This window comes from Nocardioides turkmenicus (assembly GCF_011045035.1).
GTDB lineage: Bacteria > Actinomycetota > Actinomycetes > Propionibacteriales > Nocardioidaceae > Nocardioides > Nocardioides turkmenicus.
The window spans coordinates 82,761-97,809 of sequence record NZ_JAALAA010000018.1; the positions used below are offsets into that span (position 1 = coordinate 82,761).

Sequence of the window (15,049 nt, forward strand, 5' to 3'; positions counted from 1 at the left end):
ATGCGGATCCTGCACACCTCCGACTGGCACCTGGGCCGGTCCTTCCACAGGGAGGGCATGCTCGGGCACCAGGCGGCGTACGTCGACCATCTCCTCTCCGTGGTGGAGCAGGGAGAGGTCGACGTGGTGTGCGTCTCGGGTGATGTCTACGACCGTGCGCTTCCGCAGGTCGACGCGGTCAGGCTCGCCTCGGAGGCCCTGGCTCGGCTGGCCGCCTCGCGGGCCAAGGTCGTGATCACCAGCGGCAACCACGACTCCGCCCAGCGGCTCGGCTTCGGGTCCGAGCTGATCGATGCCGCCGGCATCTTCATCCGCACCGACCTGGCCGGCGTCGGCCGTCCGGTGATGCTCCCCGACGAGCACGGCGAGGTCGCCTTCTACGGTCTCCCCTACCTCGACCCCGACGCCGCACGGGCGGCCTGGGGCCTGGAGTCGCGCTCTCACCAAGCCGCGCTCGGCGAGGCGATGCGCCGGGTCCGCGCCGACCTCGATGGCAGGGGCGGCCGCAGCGTCGTGATGGCGCACGCGTTCGTCACCGGCGCGGAGCCCTCCGACTCCGAGCGCGACATCTCCGTCGGCGGGGTCTCGATGGTGCCGGCCAGCCTCTTCGAGGACGTCTCATACGCCGCCCTCGGCCACCTCCACGGACGCCACACGATCACCGAGACGGTGCGCTACAGCGGCTCGCCGCTGGCCTACTCCTTCTCCGAGGCCAACCACCTCAAGGGTTCCTGGCTCATCGACCTCGACGAGTCGGGTTTCGTGGCCAGCGAGTTCGTGGAGGCGCCGGTGCCGCGCAAGCTCGCCCGCCTGCGTGGCACGCTCGAGGAGCTGCTGAGCGACCCGCGTCACGAGGTCCACGAGCAGTCCTGGCTGCAGATCACCCTGACCGACCGGATCCGCCCTGCGCAGGCGATGGAGCGGCTGCGCCGGCGCTTCCCGCACACCCTCGTGCTGGGGTTCGAGTCCACCGCGCCGGTGCTGGGTGCGCTGTCCCGGCCCGACCCGTCCCAGCCTCGGCGCGACATCGACCTGGTGACCGAGTTCGTGGCCGAGCTGCGCGGAGAGCGCGCAGGCAAGGCCGAGCTGGCGCTGCTGCAGACCGCGGTCGACGCCTGCTGCGAGGACCCGGAGGTCGACACCCTCAACTCCGCGGCCGGCGACGCCGAGGAAGAGGAGTGGCTCGAGGTGCTCTTCTGATGCGCCTCCACCATCTGGAGGTGACCGCGTTCGGCCCGTTCACGGGCACGGTGAACGTCGACTTCGACCAGCTCTCCGAGGCCGGTCTCTTCCTGTTCTCGGGCGCCACCGGCGCCGGCAAGACCAGCGTCCTGGACGCGGTCTGCTTCGCGCTCTACGGGGACGTGCCCGGCGACCGCTCCGTCGCCAAGCGGCTGCGCAGCGACCGGGCTCCGGCCGAGGTCGCCACCCGCGTCGTGCTGGAGGCGACCCTCGCCCAGCGGCGCTTCCGCATCACCCGCTCCCCGTCGTGGGAGCGACCCAAACGGCGCGGTTCCGGCACCACGACCCAACAGGCATCCGTTGTGCTGATGGAGTTGGTCGGCGAGGAGCGGCGCACCCTCACCACCCGGCTCGACGAGGCCGGCCACCTGGTCTCCGACCTTCTCGGCATGACGCTGACCCAGTTCGTGCAGGTCGCGATGCTCCCCCAGGGCCGCTTCCAGGCCTTCCTCCGCTCCAGTGCCGAGGAGCGCAAGCGGCTGCTCGAGCGGCTCTTCCGCACCGAGCGCTTCGCCGACGTCGAGCGCTGGCTGCGGGAGCGCCGCGTCGAGCTCCGGCGGCGCTCGGAGGAGCTCAACGCCGGCGTCGCCGAGGTGGTCAGCCGGATCAGCGAGACCGCGGCCGTCACCCTTCCCGACGACTGGGACGTCCACGATCTCGGTCTTCCCGCCGGCGACGGCGCCATCGCCGCCTGGGCACGGGCTCTGACCGACGAGGCGACCGAGGCTCAGGCGGTGACCTCGGGCGCCGCGATGGAGGCGCTGGCCGCCGAGGCGGATACCCTCGCAGCACTCGACGAGGCCCGTGCAATGGCCGAGAAGCAGCGCGGGCTCCGCGCCGCCGCGGCCGCCGAGAGCCGTCTCGTCGCAACCGCCGACGAGCAGGAGGAACGCGTACGCCGCGTCGAGGCCGCCCAGCGTGCCGAGGCCGTGGCCGGGGTCAGCGAGCTCGCCGACCAGGCCCGCCGCGAGCACGCCTCAGCAGCCGCGCTGGCGCCGCGCGACCTGACCCTGGCTGAGGCCAAGGCGGCCGTCGACCGGATCTCGACCCGCCTGGCTGAGGCCCGCGCGCTCGTCCCGGTCCAGCGCCGCCTCAGCGAGGTCGCCCGGGAGCTCGCGACCGCCGGTGCGCAGCGAGACCGCGTGCTCGCCCAGACACAGGAGCAGGCACGCCTCGCCGAGGAGCTGCCGCAGCAGACCGAGACCCTCACCGGTGAGCTCGCCGAGGCGACCGAGGCGGCCGCGGCGATCCCGGTGCTCCGCGCCCAGGTCACCGCCGTCACCGAGGTCAGCCGACTGACCCGGGAGCTCGCCGATGCCCGAGCCCGGCACGAGTCGGCGCGGACGGCCGCCATGGAGGCGCGCACCCACTATCTCGACGTACGTCAGGCGCGGCTGGACGGCATCGCCGCCGAGCTCGCCGGCGCCCTCGCGGTGGGCGCGGACTGCCCGGTGTGCGGCTCCCACGAACACCCCCACAAGGCCTCGCCGGCCGACGGAGCGCCCGACGCCGCGGCGGAGAAGACCGCGCAGGCGGCCTACGACAACGCCAGCGCCGAGGAGCATGCCCGCGACCAGCACGTGCGCGACCTCACCACCCGTCTCCACCTCGCCCGGGAGGCCGCCGGAGAGAGCGACGAGCCGGCCGAGTCGTTGGCCGAGCGCCTCGCGGGTCTGGAGCGTACGGCTGCCCGCGAGCCCGGGCTGCGCGCCGAGCTCGCCGCCGCCGAGCAGGCTCGGGAGCGTTCCGCCGCGCTCCGTACCGAGCTCGAGACCCGCGCCGCCGAGCTCGAGACCACGCTCCGTCACCTCACCGAGGAACGGGAGCGTCTCGAGGAGCAGCTGAGCGGCGTCCGTGACGAGCACCCCGATCTCGACGCCCTGCTCGCCACCCTCGACCGTGACCACCGGGCGGCAACGACCGCCCTCGAGCACCTCGAGGCCGCCACCCGCGCTGCCGAAGCGCTCGCCGGGGCCGAGCGCACCCTCACCGCGACCGCGGTCCGGGCGGGTTTCGACAGCCCGGAGAGCGCCCTCGCCGCCGCGCTCCCGCCTGACCAGGTCGCCGCCCTGAACAGCCAGATCAAGACGTACGCCGACAGTCTGGCGGCCGCGCGGGCGACCCTCGACTCCCCGGGCGCCGCCGAGATCCTGGCCACCGACGAGCCCGACCTGCCGGCGCTCTCCCTCGCCCATCGCAAGGCCGCCGAAGCCGCCGACGTCGCCCGTTCGGCTGCCGACACCGCCGCCAACCGCGCTGCCCGTCTCGACTCGCTGCAGCGCGACCTGACCCGCGCGCTCTCGGCCTGGGCGCCCGTACGCGACGATCTCGAGGTCGCCGCCCGGATCGCCGCCTTCGCCGAGGGGAAGAGCAGCGACAACCAGCTCCAGATGAGCCTCTCGGCCTATGTCGTCGCCTACCGCCTGACCCAGGTCGTCGCGGCGGCCAACGAGCGGCTGGCGAAGATGAGCGACCAGCGCTACGCCCTCGAGCACTCCGCCGCCAAGGGCGCCGGCGACCGCCGCGGCGGCCTCGCGCTCCTGGTCCGCGACGACTGGTCCGGCGAGTCGCGCGACCCCGCCACGCTGTCAGGCGGCGAAACCTTCGTCGTCTCCCTTGCCCTGGCGCTCGGCCTGGCCGACGTGATCATGAACGAGGCCGGCGGCCAGATGCTCGACACCCTCTTCGTCGACGAAGGCTTCGGCTCGCTCGACGCGGACACCCTCGACGACGTCCTCGACGTCCTCGACACCCTCCGCGAAGGCGGCCGCATCATCGGCGTCGTCAGCCACGTCACCGAGATGCGCGAACGCATCCCCACCCAGCTGGCGGTCACCAAGGGCCGGGAGGGATCCACCCTTCAGGTCCTCGGCGCCTGAGGCCGGAAGATCTTGGGTCGCGCGACGACATCACCGAAGAATTAACCTTCGGATCGACATGTATTACCGTCCAGCCGTTCCCCGGAGTGACGTACGTCACTAATCTGAGGCGGCTCCGCGCCGCGGAAGCCTGTCCCAGACCAACCGGAGGTTTCCGTGCCCCGTCTCACCACCCGCGTCGCCAAGGTCGCCGCCACCCTTCTGCTCCCCGCGTCCCTGCTCTCGGCGACATCGCTGGTGGCCTCGCCCGCCCACGCCGACGGCCCCGGCGCCGGCACCCCGTGGCTCGTCACGGTGGGAGACAGCTACATCTCCGGAGAGGCCGGACGCTGGGCCGGCAACACCAACTCCGGTGAGTCGCTCATCGACGCAGGCGGCAGCGCGACCTATTTCGACAACGCCACGCACACCGCGGAGACGATCAACCGATGCCACCGCAGCACGGCGGCCGAGGCGTACATCGGCGGTGGCGTGAACGGGCTCAACCTCGCCTGTTCGGGCGCGACGGTCGCCACCACGACGACCCGCGAGGGCTACTTCAAGCCCGGCATCGACTTCTACGCCAGCGGCGGCAACCAGGGCCAGGCCCTCATGCTGCAGAGCTTCGCGGCGAGCCAGAACGTCAAGGCGGTGGCGATCAGCATCGGCGGCAACGACTTCAACTTCGGCAGCATCGTCACCCAGTGCGTCCAGAACTTCCTGGTCTCTCCGTCCTGGAGCAAGGACTATTGCAAGGACGACGCGGTCGTGACGAACGCGATGGCGTCCAGCAACGTCGCCGCTGTGCGCGCGCGGATCGCCACCGCCTTCCAGAACGTACGCACCGCCATGCGCAACGCCGGCTACGCGGACACCGCGTGGACCCTGATCGTCCAGAACGTTCCCTCGCCGCTGGCGACCTCATCGGTCTATCGCTACAGCGAGTCCGGCTACACCCGCCAGAACACCGGCGGCTGCGGTTTCTGGAACGCGGACGCAGATTACGCGTACACCACCATCCTGCCGACGATCAACAACACGATCGCGGGTGCGGCCACCGACTCCGGGCTGACCAACATCAAACGGGTCGACGTCACCGGCGCGTTCGCCGGTCGCCGTCTGTGCGAGAACACCGTGGGCCTTCTCGAGGAGAAGGGGCTGTCGAGCTGGCGGGTGTCCGGCGCCGTCGACAAGACCGAGTGGGTCAACCAGATCCGCACCGTCTCCACCTCGAGCGGCAACTACTACATCCAGGAGAGCCTGCACCCCAACTACTGGGGCCAGCTGGCCCTGCGCAGCTGCCTGCGCCAGGCGTACAACGCCGGCGCGCCGAGGTCCGGCACCTGCACCCACGGCACCGGGCTCACCGCCAACGGCGAGCCCGTCATGACCCTCAACTGACCGGTCGAGCCGTCACTTCGGTCGGCCGAGCCGTCACCTGGGTGACGGCTCGGCCGACCGACGTGACGTCTCGGCGCCTACTCGGCGAAGGACTCCACCGGCGGGCAGGAGCAGACCAAATTGCGGTCACCGTAGGTGTTGTCGATGCGGGCGACGGGCGGCCAGTACTTGTCGGGGTCGATGCCGCCGGGGAAGACGGCCTCCTCGCGCGAGTAGGGGCGGTCCCACTCGCCGACGAGCGCACGGGAGGTGTGCGGGGCGCCGCGCAGGACCGAGGTCTCGGCGGTCCACTCCCCCGAGGCGACCCGGTCGATCTCCCCCTTGATCGCGATCATCGCGTCGATGAACCGGTCGAGCTCGGCGAGGTCCTCGGACTCGGTGGGCTCGACCATGAGCGTGCCGGCGACCGGGAAGGACATCGTCGGGGCGTGGAAGCCGTAGTCGATGAGTCGCTTGGCGACGTCCTCGACGGTGACGCCGGTCTCCTTGGTCATCGGCCGCAGGTCGAGGATGCACTCGTGGGCGACCAGCCCGGTCTCGCCACGGTAGAGCACCGGGAAGTGCTCGTTGAGGCGCGCGGCGACGTAGTTGGCCGAGAGCACGGCGGCCGCCGTGGCCCGGGTCAGACCCTCGGCGCCCATGAGCCGGATGTAGGCCCACGAGATGGGCAGGATGCCGGCCGAGCCGTACGGAGCGGCCGAGATCGCGCCGATGCCGGAGCGCTTCGCGGCGTCCGGGTGCAGCGAGTGCGAGGGCAGGTAGGGCGCCAGGTGGGAACGGACCGCGACCGGGCCGACACCGGGACCACCACCGCCGTGCGGGATGCAGAAGGTCTTGTGGAGGTTGAGGTGGGAGACGTCGCCGCCGAACTCGCCCGGCTTGGCGTAGCCCAGGAGCGCGTTGAAGTTGGCGCCGTCGATGTAGACCTGGCCGCCGGCCTCGTGGACCAGCGAGCAGACCTCGGTGATGCCCTCCTCGTAGACGCCGTGGGTCGAGGGGTAGGTGACCATGATCGCGGCTACCTTGTCGCCGTGGTCGGCCAGCTTCGCTCGCAGGTCGTCGAGGTCGACGGTGCCGTCCTCGGCCGACTTCACGACCTGGACCTTCATGCCGGCCATCGCGGCGGAGGCGGCGTTGGTGCCGTGTGCGGAAGACGGCATCAGGCAGATGTCGCGGTGGCCCTCGCCCTGCGCGTCGAGGTAGCCACGGATCGCCATCAGGCCGGCGAACTCACCCTGCGAACCGGCGTTCGGCTGGATCGAGACCTCGTCGTAGCCGGTCACCTCGGCCAGCCAGCCCTCGAGCTCGCCGACGAGCCGCGCGTAGCCGGCGGCGTCCTCGGCGGGGACGAACGGGTGCAGGTCGGCGAAGCCAGGCAGGGAGATCGGCTCCATCTCGGTGGTCGCGTTGAGCTTCATCGTGCACGATCCGAGCGGGATCATGCCCTTGTCGAGGGCGTAGTCGCGCGCCGAGAGCTTGTGCAGGTAGCGCAGCATCTGGGTCTCGCTGTGGTGCGCGTTGAAGACCTCGTGGGTGAGGTAGTCGGTCGTACGCAGCAGACCGTCGGGCAGCGCGCTGGCCGTGGTGCGGTCGATCTCCTCCAGGTCCACGCCCGAGACGCCGAAGGCGTTGAGCACGGCCGACAGGGTGGAGCGGGTGGTCGCCTCGGAGGTCGAGATGCCGACCGTGTCTGCGTCCACCAGACGCAGATGAACGCCGAAGCGGCGCGCCGCGGTGACGACATCGGCCGCCCGCCCGGGCACGGTGACGCCCAGCGTGTCGAAGAACGTGTCCGAGACCAGCGGAAGCCCGGCCGACCGGAGCGCGGCGGCCAGCACGGCGGCGTAGCGGTGGGTGCGGGTCGCGATCGTCTTCAGACCGGCGGGGCCGTGGTAGACGGCGTACATCGAAGCGCCGACGGCGAGCAGCACCTGCGCGGTGCAGATGTTGGAGGTCGCCTTCTCGCGGCGGATGTGCTGCTCACGGGTCTGCAGGGCAAGTCGGTAGGCCGGTCGGCCCTCGGCGTCGACAGAGACGCCGACCAGACGACCGGGCAGGTGCCGCTCGATCCCCTCGTGGACCGCCATGTAGCCGGCGTGCGGGCCGCCATAGAAGAGCGGGATGCCGAAGCGCTGGGTCGAGCCGACGACGACGTCGGCGCCGAGGGTGCCGGGCGCCTCCAGGACGGTCAGCGCGAGTAGGTCGGCAGCGACGACGGCCAGCGCACCCCGCTCGTGGGCGGCGTCCACGATGGGCTTCAGGTCCGGCACGCGGCCGGAGGCACCGGGGTACTGCACCAGCACGCCGATCACGTCGCCCTCGGGCAGACCCTGCGACAGGTCGGCCACGACGACCTCGAGGCCCATCGCCTCGGCACGGACCTTCACGACCTCGATCGACTGCGGAAGCGCGTCGGCGTCGATGACGAACGGACCCGATCCCTTCCGGTTGGCCCGGTGAACGAGCGCCAGCGCCTCAGCGGCTGCGGTGCCCTCGTCCAGGAGCGAGGAGTTGGCCACCGGCAGGCCGGTCAGGTCGCCGACCATGGTCTGGAAGTTGATCAGCGCCTCGAGCCGGCCCTGGGAGATCTCGGGCTGGTAGGGCGTGTAGGCGGTGTACCAGCTCGGGTCCTCGAGCACGTTGCGCCGGATGACCGGCGGCGTCACGGTGGCGTGGTAGCCCAGCCCGATCATCGCCTCGCCGGGCTTGTTGGACGCCGCGATCTCGCGCGCCAGCGACGCGACCTGCGCCTCGGACAGAGCAGCGGGCAGGTCCAGCGACTCGACCGAGCGGATCCCGGCCGGGACGGCGGCGTCCATCATCGCTGCTACCGAGTCGTACCCGAGCCGCGAGAGCATGGTTGCCTCGTCGGCGGCCGAGAGCCCTACGTGGCGCTCCACGAACGGGGACGCGGCATCGAGCTCGGACAAGGTGGGCATGTCGGACACAGTGGCTCCTGAGGGCATCTAAGACAACTCGTAAGCCCTCCCCCTCTGTCACCGCACCGTCGCCGCTTCAGAGTTGCCTGGTCCGCACAGTCGTGGGTGCCTGAGAGTTTCCGGGGAGGATTTGCCCCTTCGGCGCCCCAACGAGTTGGGGCTCTCCCGTGCGGGATGGTCAGCAACCCCAGCATAAAGGACCGGGCCTCGACGTCCCGCCTTCGCGGGGCCCCGAGGCCCGGTGTCGACTGAGTCCTACCCGGCGTTGCGGGCGGCGCGGCGTGCGGCGAGCTCGTCCGACATCGAGGCGACCTGCTCGCCGTCCTCGGTCGTACGCTCGCTGGGAAGCTCGGAGAGGGTGCCCTCGATCTCGCGCCAGACTCCGCCGATGGCGATGCCGAAGACGCCCTGCCCGCCCTGGAGCAGGTCGATGACCTCGTCGTTGCTGGTGCACTCGTAGACCGAGGCGCCGTCGCTCATCAGGGTGACGCGGGTCAGGTCGTCCGTGCCGCGCTCGCGCAGGTGCTGCACCGCCGCGCGGATCTGCTGCAGCGAGATGCCCGCGTCGAGGAGCCGCTTGATGACCTTGAGGATCAGGATGTCGCGGAAGGAGTAGAGCCGCTGGGTGCCGGAGCCTGTGGCACCGCGCACGCTGGGCTCTACGAGACCGGTGCGGGCCCAGTAGTCGAGCTGGCGGTAGCTGATCCCGGCCGCGTTGCAGGCCGTCGGCCCGCGGTAACCGGTGTCGCTCGGCAGGGGCGAGACATCGTCGGTGAAGAGAAGGCCCTGCTCGTCGGCCTGCTCCGCCGCGCGTTGCGCGTCGTCGGCGCCGTGGCCGGGCTTCTGCTCGTGGTCGAACACGATGTCCTCCATCGTCTACTCCGTTGAGCGTAACTCCACTCGGGGAATGAACGGCTGCGGCGGGGGGACCACACCGTTGGAGTTACAACAGAGACAACTACAAGGTAAGCGCCGCAAGGTCGCTGGTCAAAGAACCCCCTCCGGCGTGTCGCCCAGGCTAACCCTCAGGCTGAACTTGAGGGTTCTTCCCTCAATGCGACTCGAAGTCCTCGGGCGTGATCTCGTCGAGGAACTCGCGGAACTTCTCGATCTCGTCCTCCTGCTCGGCCGGAACAGCCAGCCCGGCCTCGTCGAGCACCTCGTCGGAGACCACGATCTTCGTGCCCGTACGCAGCGCCAGCGCGATCGAGTCGGAGGGTCGTGCGCTCACCTCGACCCCCGAGGCGAAAACCAGGTTGGCGTAGAAGACGCGGTCGGTGACCGAGGTGATCTGCACCTCGGTCAGCTCGTTGCCGGTCGCCTCCACGACGTCCTTGAGCAGATCATGGGTCAGCGGCCGCGGCGGCACCACGCCCTGCTGGGCGAAGGCGATCGCGGTCGCCTCCACGGCGCCGATCCAGATGGGCAGATATCGCTCACCCGCCACCTCGCGCAGCAGCACGATCGGCTGGTTGGAGGGCATCTCGACTCGGACTCCGAGCACATCGACCTCGCGCATGGGACCAGCCTACCCGCCCGCGCACGCACTCAACGGTCGCGGAGCCCGGACTTCACCAAGGTGGCGTGCAGACGGACCGCGAGCGCGGCGATCTCGCTGCCGATCTCCTCGGCGCGGCCCTGCGCGCCGGCGTTGCCGGGCCGCCGCAGCGGCGCGACGATCTGCTCGATCAGACCGACCTCGCGGTCGGCGGCCGCCTTCATGCCGCGCAGGTGCCGGGGCTCGATGCCGAACTCGGCCAGCTCCTTGGCTGTGCGCGCGATCGCGAGCGCGTCGGTGTCGTAGTGACCGCTGCGCAGCGGCACCACCAGGCCCATCTTCTCCAGCTCGGTCAGCAGCGCGTCGTCGACCTCGGCCACCTTGAGGAGCTCGCGCCGCGAGATCCGCATGTGGTCCGTACGCCGGAACGACTCCGCCCCCGGCGCGCCGTCGGGCGTGAGGGCGACCGTCGGGACGGTGGGCACGGTCGGCTCGATCGCCGGCGGCTCGAGGCCACGGTCGATCGCGTCGAGGTGCTCGCCGATGACCTTGAGCGGCAGGTAATGGTCACGCTGCATCCGCAGGACGTAGCGCAGGCGCTCCACGTCGCGGCGGGAGAACTTGCGGTAGCCCGCGGGCGTGCGCTCCGGCTTGATCAGTCCCTTGTCCTCGAGGAACCGGATCTTCGGGATGGTGACCGTCGGGAAGTCCGGACGCAACTGATCCAGGACCTGCCCGATGTTGAGCCGCTCCCCCGAGTCGCTAGCCGGCCGTTGTGGGTCAGGCATCGCGGCGGCGGCCATCGACTACGCCCCTTCGTGTCCGGCGTAGAACACGAGCCGGAACTTCCCGACCTGCACCTCGTCGCCGTCCTTGAGGACGACCTGCTCGATGCGGTCGCGGTTGACGTACGTCCCGTTGAGGCTGCCGACGTCGGAGACCTCGAAGGTGTCGCCGGTGCGCTTGAACTCGGCGTGGCGACGGGACACGGTGACGTCGTCGAGGAAGATGTCGCTGTCCGGGTGACGACCCGCGACGACGGTGTCCTGGTCGAGCAGGAAACGGCTACCGGCACCGGGGCCGCGCTGCACGACGAGCATCCCGTTGCCCCGCGGCAGGGCCTCGACGGTCGCCGCCTCGATCGGGCTGAGCACCCGGTCGGAGGTGTCGGCGTCAGCCCCGAGCTGAATCGTCGAGGTCTGGTCGGTCCCGGTCAGGCTTACGCCACACTGCGAGCAGAACCGCGCTTCGTCGGGGTTCTGGCTGCCGCAAGCGGGGCACACGGACATTTTGTAGCTCCAGGTTCATCGAGGGCCGGGCACACACCCTCAAGTGAACGTTGAGGGATGGTAACCGCAACCTATCAGGTCGGCCCAGGTGTTCGGTCGGTTACGCGTCGAGTGACGCCTCGTACGCCGCGGCGTCGAGGAGGCTCTCCAGCTCGGCGGGATCGGCCGGGGTGACCTCGAAGAGCCAGCCGCCGCCGTAGGGGTCGTCGTTGACCAGCTCGGGCGTGGCGTCGAGCGAGGCGTTGACCGCGACGACCTCACCGGAGATCGGCGCGTAGATGTCGCTGACCGACTTGGTCGACTCCAGCTCGCCGCAGCTCTCGCCAGCCTTGATGGTGTCGCCGACGGCGGGCATCGAGACGTAGACGATGTCGCCGAGGGCGTCCTGGGCGTAGTTGGTGATCCCGATCCGTACGGAGCCCTCGGTCTCGCCAGGGTTGCGAAGCCACTCGTGCTCGCTGGTGTACTTCAGGTCCTCGGGGTACACGGGCATCTCCTCATCAGGCGTACTGGTCTGGCTACGGAAGATCGTCCCGCGAGCCGGTTGACGAAACCCTACTGCGCCGCACCGGCGAAACGTTCAGCGGGACACGGTGTGGATCGACTCGATGTCGATCTTCTCCTCCGACTCGACCTCGACCTCCGCGCCCTGCTCCTCGAGCTGGTCCTGCGGGCCCTGGTAGAAGTCGATCGCACCGGCCAGCGTGTCGGGCGGGCCGATCACCTGGAGGCGGTAGGGCGGGCTGATCAGCTCGCCGCTGACGTTGAGTCCCGGGGTGGGCTGGCTGACCTCGATCGAGGACGACGCGACCAGGCGTACGGCCTCGCCGTCGGCACCCTCGATCTCCATCGCCTCGGCACCGCTCGTACGCAGCTCCTCGATCAGGTCCAGGAGGGCGGTCAGCCGCAGCGGGTCGGCGCCGGGGTCGATCTCGATCGTGATGCCCGGCCCGCTGACCGGCACGGTCCCGGCGATCACCCGGAGCGTGTCGACCTGCTCCTCGGCTCGCTGGAGCGCGGTCTGCTGCTGGAGGGTCTGGTCCTCGAGCTCGTCGCGGGTCGCCTCGAGCTCCTCGATCTGCTCCTGGGCCTTCTGCGTCGTGCCGGCCAGGCCGGAGAGGATGTCGATCAGCTCCTGCTCGCGCAGGCCGGCGTAGGTGGAGTCCTCGGTGTTCGTCTGGACCTGCACCACGGCCGCGTAGCCGAGCAGGCAGAGCAGGACCGCCACCGCCACCTGGCCGCGCCGGAAGTGGGTCAGCGCGTCGAACAGGCGCGCCCGGCCGACCAGCGGCGCCGGCTCATCCTCGGGCTCGTCGGCCTTCTCGCCAGCGACAGGCGCATCGACCTTCTCGGCGTCGTCGGCCTTCTCGTCCACAGCTTCCTGCGGCTCGGGCGTGTCCTCGGACTCTGTGGTCTCGGGTGTCTCGTCCTCGACCGCGTCGACCTCGTCCGTCTCGTCGGACTCGACGGCGGACTCGGGCTCGGCCGCCTCGGCCTCGTTCTCCGACTCCTCGGCGTCCCCGACTGTCTCGGGACCTTCAGCGACATCGTCCTTCGCGGGCTCGTCCGCAGCGGCGTCGTCCTCCGCGGTCTCGTCAGCGACATCCTCGTCAGCGACAGCCTCGTCGGTGTCGTCGCTCTCGTCGACGCCATCGCTCGTGGTCTCGTCGGTCGCCTCGACGGCCTCGTCGGCCGAGGACTGCTCAGCAGGCGGCGTACCTTCGTCCTCGACCTCGGGCGTGGCAGCGTCGTCGGTGACCGGCTCGTCCGCGGGCGCGACGGGCTTCTCGGCCGAGGTCTTCTTCGCGGGGGTCCGCTTGGCAGCGGTCCGCTTCACCGCCGGCCTCCGCTTCCGCTCAGGCATGGAAGATGTGCCTCCGGATGGCTGCGACGTTGGTGAAGATGCGGATGCCGAGGACGACGATCACGCCGGTGGAGAGCTGGCCGCCGACGCCGAGGCGGTCACCGAGGTAGACGATGCCTGCGGCGATGACGACGTTGCTGATGAACGAGACGACGAAGACCTTGTCGTCGAAGATGCCGTCCATGAACGCCCGCAGCGCGCCGAAGACGGCGTCGAGCGCGGCGACGACGGCGATCGGGAGGTAGGGCGCCAGACCGACCGGCACCTCAGGCTGGAAGAACAGTCCCAGCACGATGCCGATCACTAGGCCGATGACGGCGATCATTCTTCGCGGTCCCCTTCGCTGTTCTCTTCAGTGTCTTCGTCGGTGTTGTCGGTGGGCTTCGCCGATCCCTTGGACCTGTCGGGCCGCTTGGCTCCCTCGTCCTCGGACTTGGGCTTGAGGTAGGTCAGCTCGAGCAGATCTGGCGGCGCCGCGGGGAGGGTGAGCCGGTCGATGTTCTCGACGTCGTAGGGCATCCCGTAGTCCTGCGTCGTGGTGTGGATCATCGCGCCCGAGACCGTCTCGGCGAAGCGTGCCGCCAGCGTACGCGGGTCGCCGATCGCCGACACCTCATATGGGGGCGAGAGCGAGACGTCGTTCATCCGGAGGGTGGCGCCGGAGGTGATCACCCCGCTGCGCGGCGTGACCCGCTGGCCGTCGACGGAGACAGCGGTCGCACCCGCCTCCCACAGCCCGTTGACGATCACGGCGAGATCGTAGTCGCGGACGGTGCCGCCCTCGTTGCCGTCGGCGGCGTTGTCGATGGTGATCCGGATCCCGGCACCGGTCACCGGGGCGAACCCGGTCTTCTCGGCCGTCGACACCGCGGTCGAGGAGGCCGACTCGGCCCGGAGCCCCAGGGAGTTCAGCGCCGCATCGCTGCGCTGGTTGTCCTCCCGGAGCGCGGCGATCTGGCGGTGGAGGTCGGCGATCCGGTCCTGGCGCTGCTCGATGCGGTCGACCAGGACCTGCCTGCTGGTCTGGCGGACGTCCTCGTTGCGCGAGGTCTGCACGGCGGCGGTGGTGGCCAGCAGCGCGAAGAGCCCGACGACCACCATCGCCCACACGCCCGGCCGGCGCCGGCGGCCGGGCTCCTCTTCCGACGGGTCGCGCCGCGCCGCGGCGGCCTTGTAGTCGGAGTCGATCGACTGGTCGGTGATGCGGTCCAGGAGCGGCTTGGTGACGTAGGCGCGCAGGTCCTCGCCGGGGATCTGGTCAGGCACGGGCTGCCCCGCCCTTCTCCAGCGGCGGCGTGGTGGCCATCAGGCGACGCACCTCCTGGGCGTAGAGGACCAGGCTCCACCACAGCAGCAGGACGCCCCACAGCGCGAACGCCCAGCCGAACGCCTGCGCCAGCTGGATCGGCAGGCTGGGCTCCAGGCCGAGGTCGAGCGTCTCGGGGATGTCATGGCTGAGGTAGAGCAGCGGGAAGGAGGCCAGGAGGCAGAAGGCGGCCACCTTGCCGAGGAGATGCACCGGCAGCGTACGCACCCCGCGGCTGCGCAGCGCCGGGACCATCGCGAGCAGGCCGACGAACCGCAGCGGCACCAGCAGCGCGATCGGCCACGGGATCACGTCGATCTGCCAGAGCGCGAACGTCGCGGCCAGGACGAAGACGGTGTTGGCGACCACGTCGAGCAGCTCGCCCGTGCGGCGGCGGCCCAGCTGCTTGCGGTTGAGCCAGCTGTCGAGGAGGTCGGTGACCACCGCGAGACCGAACGCGGCGAGCGCGATGGTGTCGTCCTTCGCGACCAGCACCGCCCACAGCATCACCGGCGCGTAGAGCAGCCGCAGGATGCTGAGCAGCTTGCCGAGCACGGGCTGGTTGCGGTCGACGGAGCCCAGCGGTCGCTGCCGGGCGTCGCGGCCAGGACGCAGGTGGGGATCACCGGATCGACGGTTGGGCACGGACAAA

General features: G+C 70.6%; 13 protein-coding genes and 1 riboswitch. Of the genes, 3 read left to right on the forward strand and 10 right to left on the reverse strand.

Annotated features, from left to right (window positions below):
- The 3 genes from G5C66_RS19750 to G5C66_RS19760 all read left to right on the forward strand — a co-directional run bounded on the left by G5C66_RS19750 (position 1) and on the right by G5C66_RS19760 (position 5,501).
- The gene (locus G5C66_RS19750; RefSeq protein WP_165112635.1) at positions 1-1,200 is read left to right on the forward strand and encodes an exonuclease SbcCD subunit D; all 1,200 of its coding nucleotides are present in this window, start codon (positions 1-3) and stop codon (positions 1,198-1,200) included.
- Positions 1,200-4,121, forward strand: a complete 2,922-nt coding sequence (locus tag G5C66_RS19755; RefSeq protein WP_165112636.1) for an AAA family ATPase — start codon at positions 1,200-1,202, stop codon at positions 4,119-4,121. The genes G5C66_RS19750 and G5C66_RS19755 overlap by 1 nt, the downstream gene beginning before the upstream one ends.
- A 156-nt stretch (positions 4,122-4,277) precedes the next feature.
- A complete protein-coding gene (locus G5C66_RS19760; RefSeq protein WP_165112637.1) occupies positions 4,278-5,501 on the forward strand; it encodes an SGNH/GDSL hydrolase family protein in 1,224 nt (407 codons plus the stop codon).
- Between the two features lie 77 nt (positions 5,502-5,578).
- Here G5C66_RS19760 and gcvP read toward each other — a convergent pair whose 3' ends face one another.
- The 10 genes from gcvP to G5C66_RS19810 all read right to left on the reverse strand — a co-directional run bounded on the left by gcvP (position 5,579) and on the right by G5C66_RS19810 (position 15,042).
- Positions 5,579-8,440 carry an aminomethyl-transferring glycine dehydrogenase gene (gcvP, locus tag G5C66_RS19765; RefSeq protein WP_206444329.1) on the reverse strand — a complete coding sequence of 954 codons (2,862 nt, stop codon included), beginning with the start codon at positions 8,438-8,440 and terminating at the stop codon, positions 5,579-5,581.
- Positions 8,441-8,526: 86 nt separating this feature from the next.
- A riboswitch (glycine riboswitch) is annotated at positions 8,527-8,618 on the reverse strand.
- Positions 8,619-8,695: 77 nt separating this feature from the next.
- Positions 8,696-9,313 (reverse strand): MerR family transcriptional regulator, encoded by a 618-nt coding sequence (locus G5C66_RS19770; RefSeq protein WP_206444330.1) that lies wholly within the window; start codon positions 9,311-9,313, stop codon positions 8,696-8,698.
- A gap of 178 nt (positions 9,314-9,491) precedes the next feature.
- Positions 9,492-9,959: a bifunctional nuclease family protein gene (locus G5C66_RS19775; RefSeq protein WP_165112639.1), complete on the reverse strand. Its 468-nt coding sequence runs from the start codon at positions 9,957-9,959 to the stop codon at positions 9,492-9,494.
- A gap of 29 nt (positions 9,960-9,988) precedes the next feature.
- Positions 9,989-10,741: a transcriptional regulator FtsR gene (gene ftsR, locus G5C66_RS19780; RefSeq protein ID WP_206444331.1), complete on the reverse strand. Its 753-nt coding sequence runs from the start codon at positions 10,739-10,741 to the stop codon at positions 9,989-9,991.
- A gap of 3 nt (positions 10,742-10,744) precedes the next feature.
- Positions 10,745-11,227, reverse strand: a complete 483-nt coding sequence (locus tag G5C66_RS19785; protein WP_165112640.1) for an FHA domain-containing protein — start codon at positions 11,225-11,227, stop codon at positions 10,745-10,747.
- Between the two features lie 100 nt (positions 11,228-11,327).
- Complete coding sequence (gene gcvH / locus G5C66_RS19790; RefSeq protein WP_338144245.1) at positions 11,328-11,714, reverse strand: glycine cleavage system protein GcvH; 387 nt, start codon at positions 11,712-11,714, stop codon at positions 11,328-11,330.
- A 93-nt stretch (positions 11,715-11,807) separates the two neighbouring features.
- Positions 11,808-13,091 carry a DUF881 domain-containing protein gene (locus G5C66_RS19795; RefSeq protein ID WP_165112642.1) on the reverse strand — a complete coding sequence of 428 codons (1,284 nt, stop codon included), beginning with the start codon at positions 13,089-13,091 and terminating at the stop codon, positions 11,808-11,810.
- The gene (locus G5C66_RS19800) at positions 13,084-13,416 is read right to left on the reverse strand and encodes a small basic family protein (RefSeq protein ID WP_008359542.1); all 333 of its coding nucleotides are present in this window, start codon (positions 13,414-13,416) and stop codon (positions 13,084-13,086) included. The genes G5C66_RS19795 and G5C66_RS19800 overlap by 8 nt, the downstream gene beginning before the upstream one ends.
- A complete protein-coding gene (locus G5C66_RS19805; RefSeq protein ID WP_165112643.1) occupies positions 13,413-14,357 on the reverse strand; it encodes a DUF881 domain-containing protein in 945 nt (314 codons plus the stop codon). Before G5C66_RS19805 ends, G5C66_RS19800 begins: the two co-directional genes overlap by 4 nt.
- Complete coding sequence (locus tag G5C66_RS19810) at positions 14,350-15,042, reverse strand: CDP-alcohol phosphatidyltransferase family protein (protein ID WP_338144246.1); 693 nt, start codon at positions 15,040-15,042, stop codon at positions 14,350-14,352. Before G5C66_RS19810 ends, G5C66_RS19805 begins: the two co-directional genes overlap by 8 nt.
- Between the last annotated feature and the right edge of the window lie 7 nt (positions 15,043-15,049).

Coding starts and splice junctions, on each gene's coding strand:
- G5C66_RS19750 (WP_165112635.1), top strand. CDS start 1: ATGCGGATCCTGCACACCTCCGACTGGCACCTGGGCCGGTCCTTCCAC.
- G5C66_RS19755 (WP_165112636.1), top strand. CDS start 1,200: ATGCGCCTCCACCATCTGGAGGTGACCGCGTTCGGCCCGTTCACGGGC.
- gcvP (WP_206444329.1), bottom strand. CDS start 8,440: ATGCCCACCTTGTCCGAGCTCGATGCCGCGTCCCCGTTCGTGGAGCGC.
- G5C66_RS19770 (WP_206444330.1), bottom strand. CDS start 9,313: ATGGAGGACATCGTGTTCGACCACGAGCAGAAGCCCGGCCACGGCGCC.
- G5C66_RS19775 (WP_165112639.1), bottom strand. CDS start 9,959: ATGCGCGAGGTCGATGTGCTCGGAGTCCGAGTCGAGATGCCCTCCAAC.
- ftsR (WP_206444331.1), bottom strand. CDS start 10,741: ATGGCCGCCGCCGCGATGCCTGACCCACAACGGCCGGCTAGCGACTCG.
- G5C66_RS19785 (WP_165112640.1), bottom strand. CDS start 11,227: ATGTCCGTGTGCCCCGCTTGCGGCAGCCAGAACCCCGACGAAGCGCGG.
- G5C66_RS19795 (WP_165112642.1), bottom strand. CDS start 13,091: ATGCCTGAGCGGAAGCGGAGGCCGGCGGTGAAGCGGACCGCTGCCAAG.
- G5C66_RS19800 (WP_008359542.1), bottom strand. CDS start 13,416: ATGATCGCCGTCATCGGCCTAGTGATCGGCATCGTGCTGGGACTGTTC.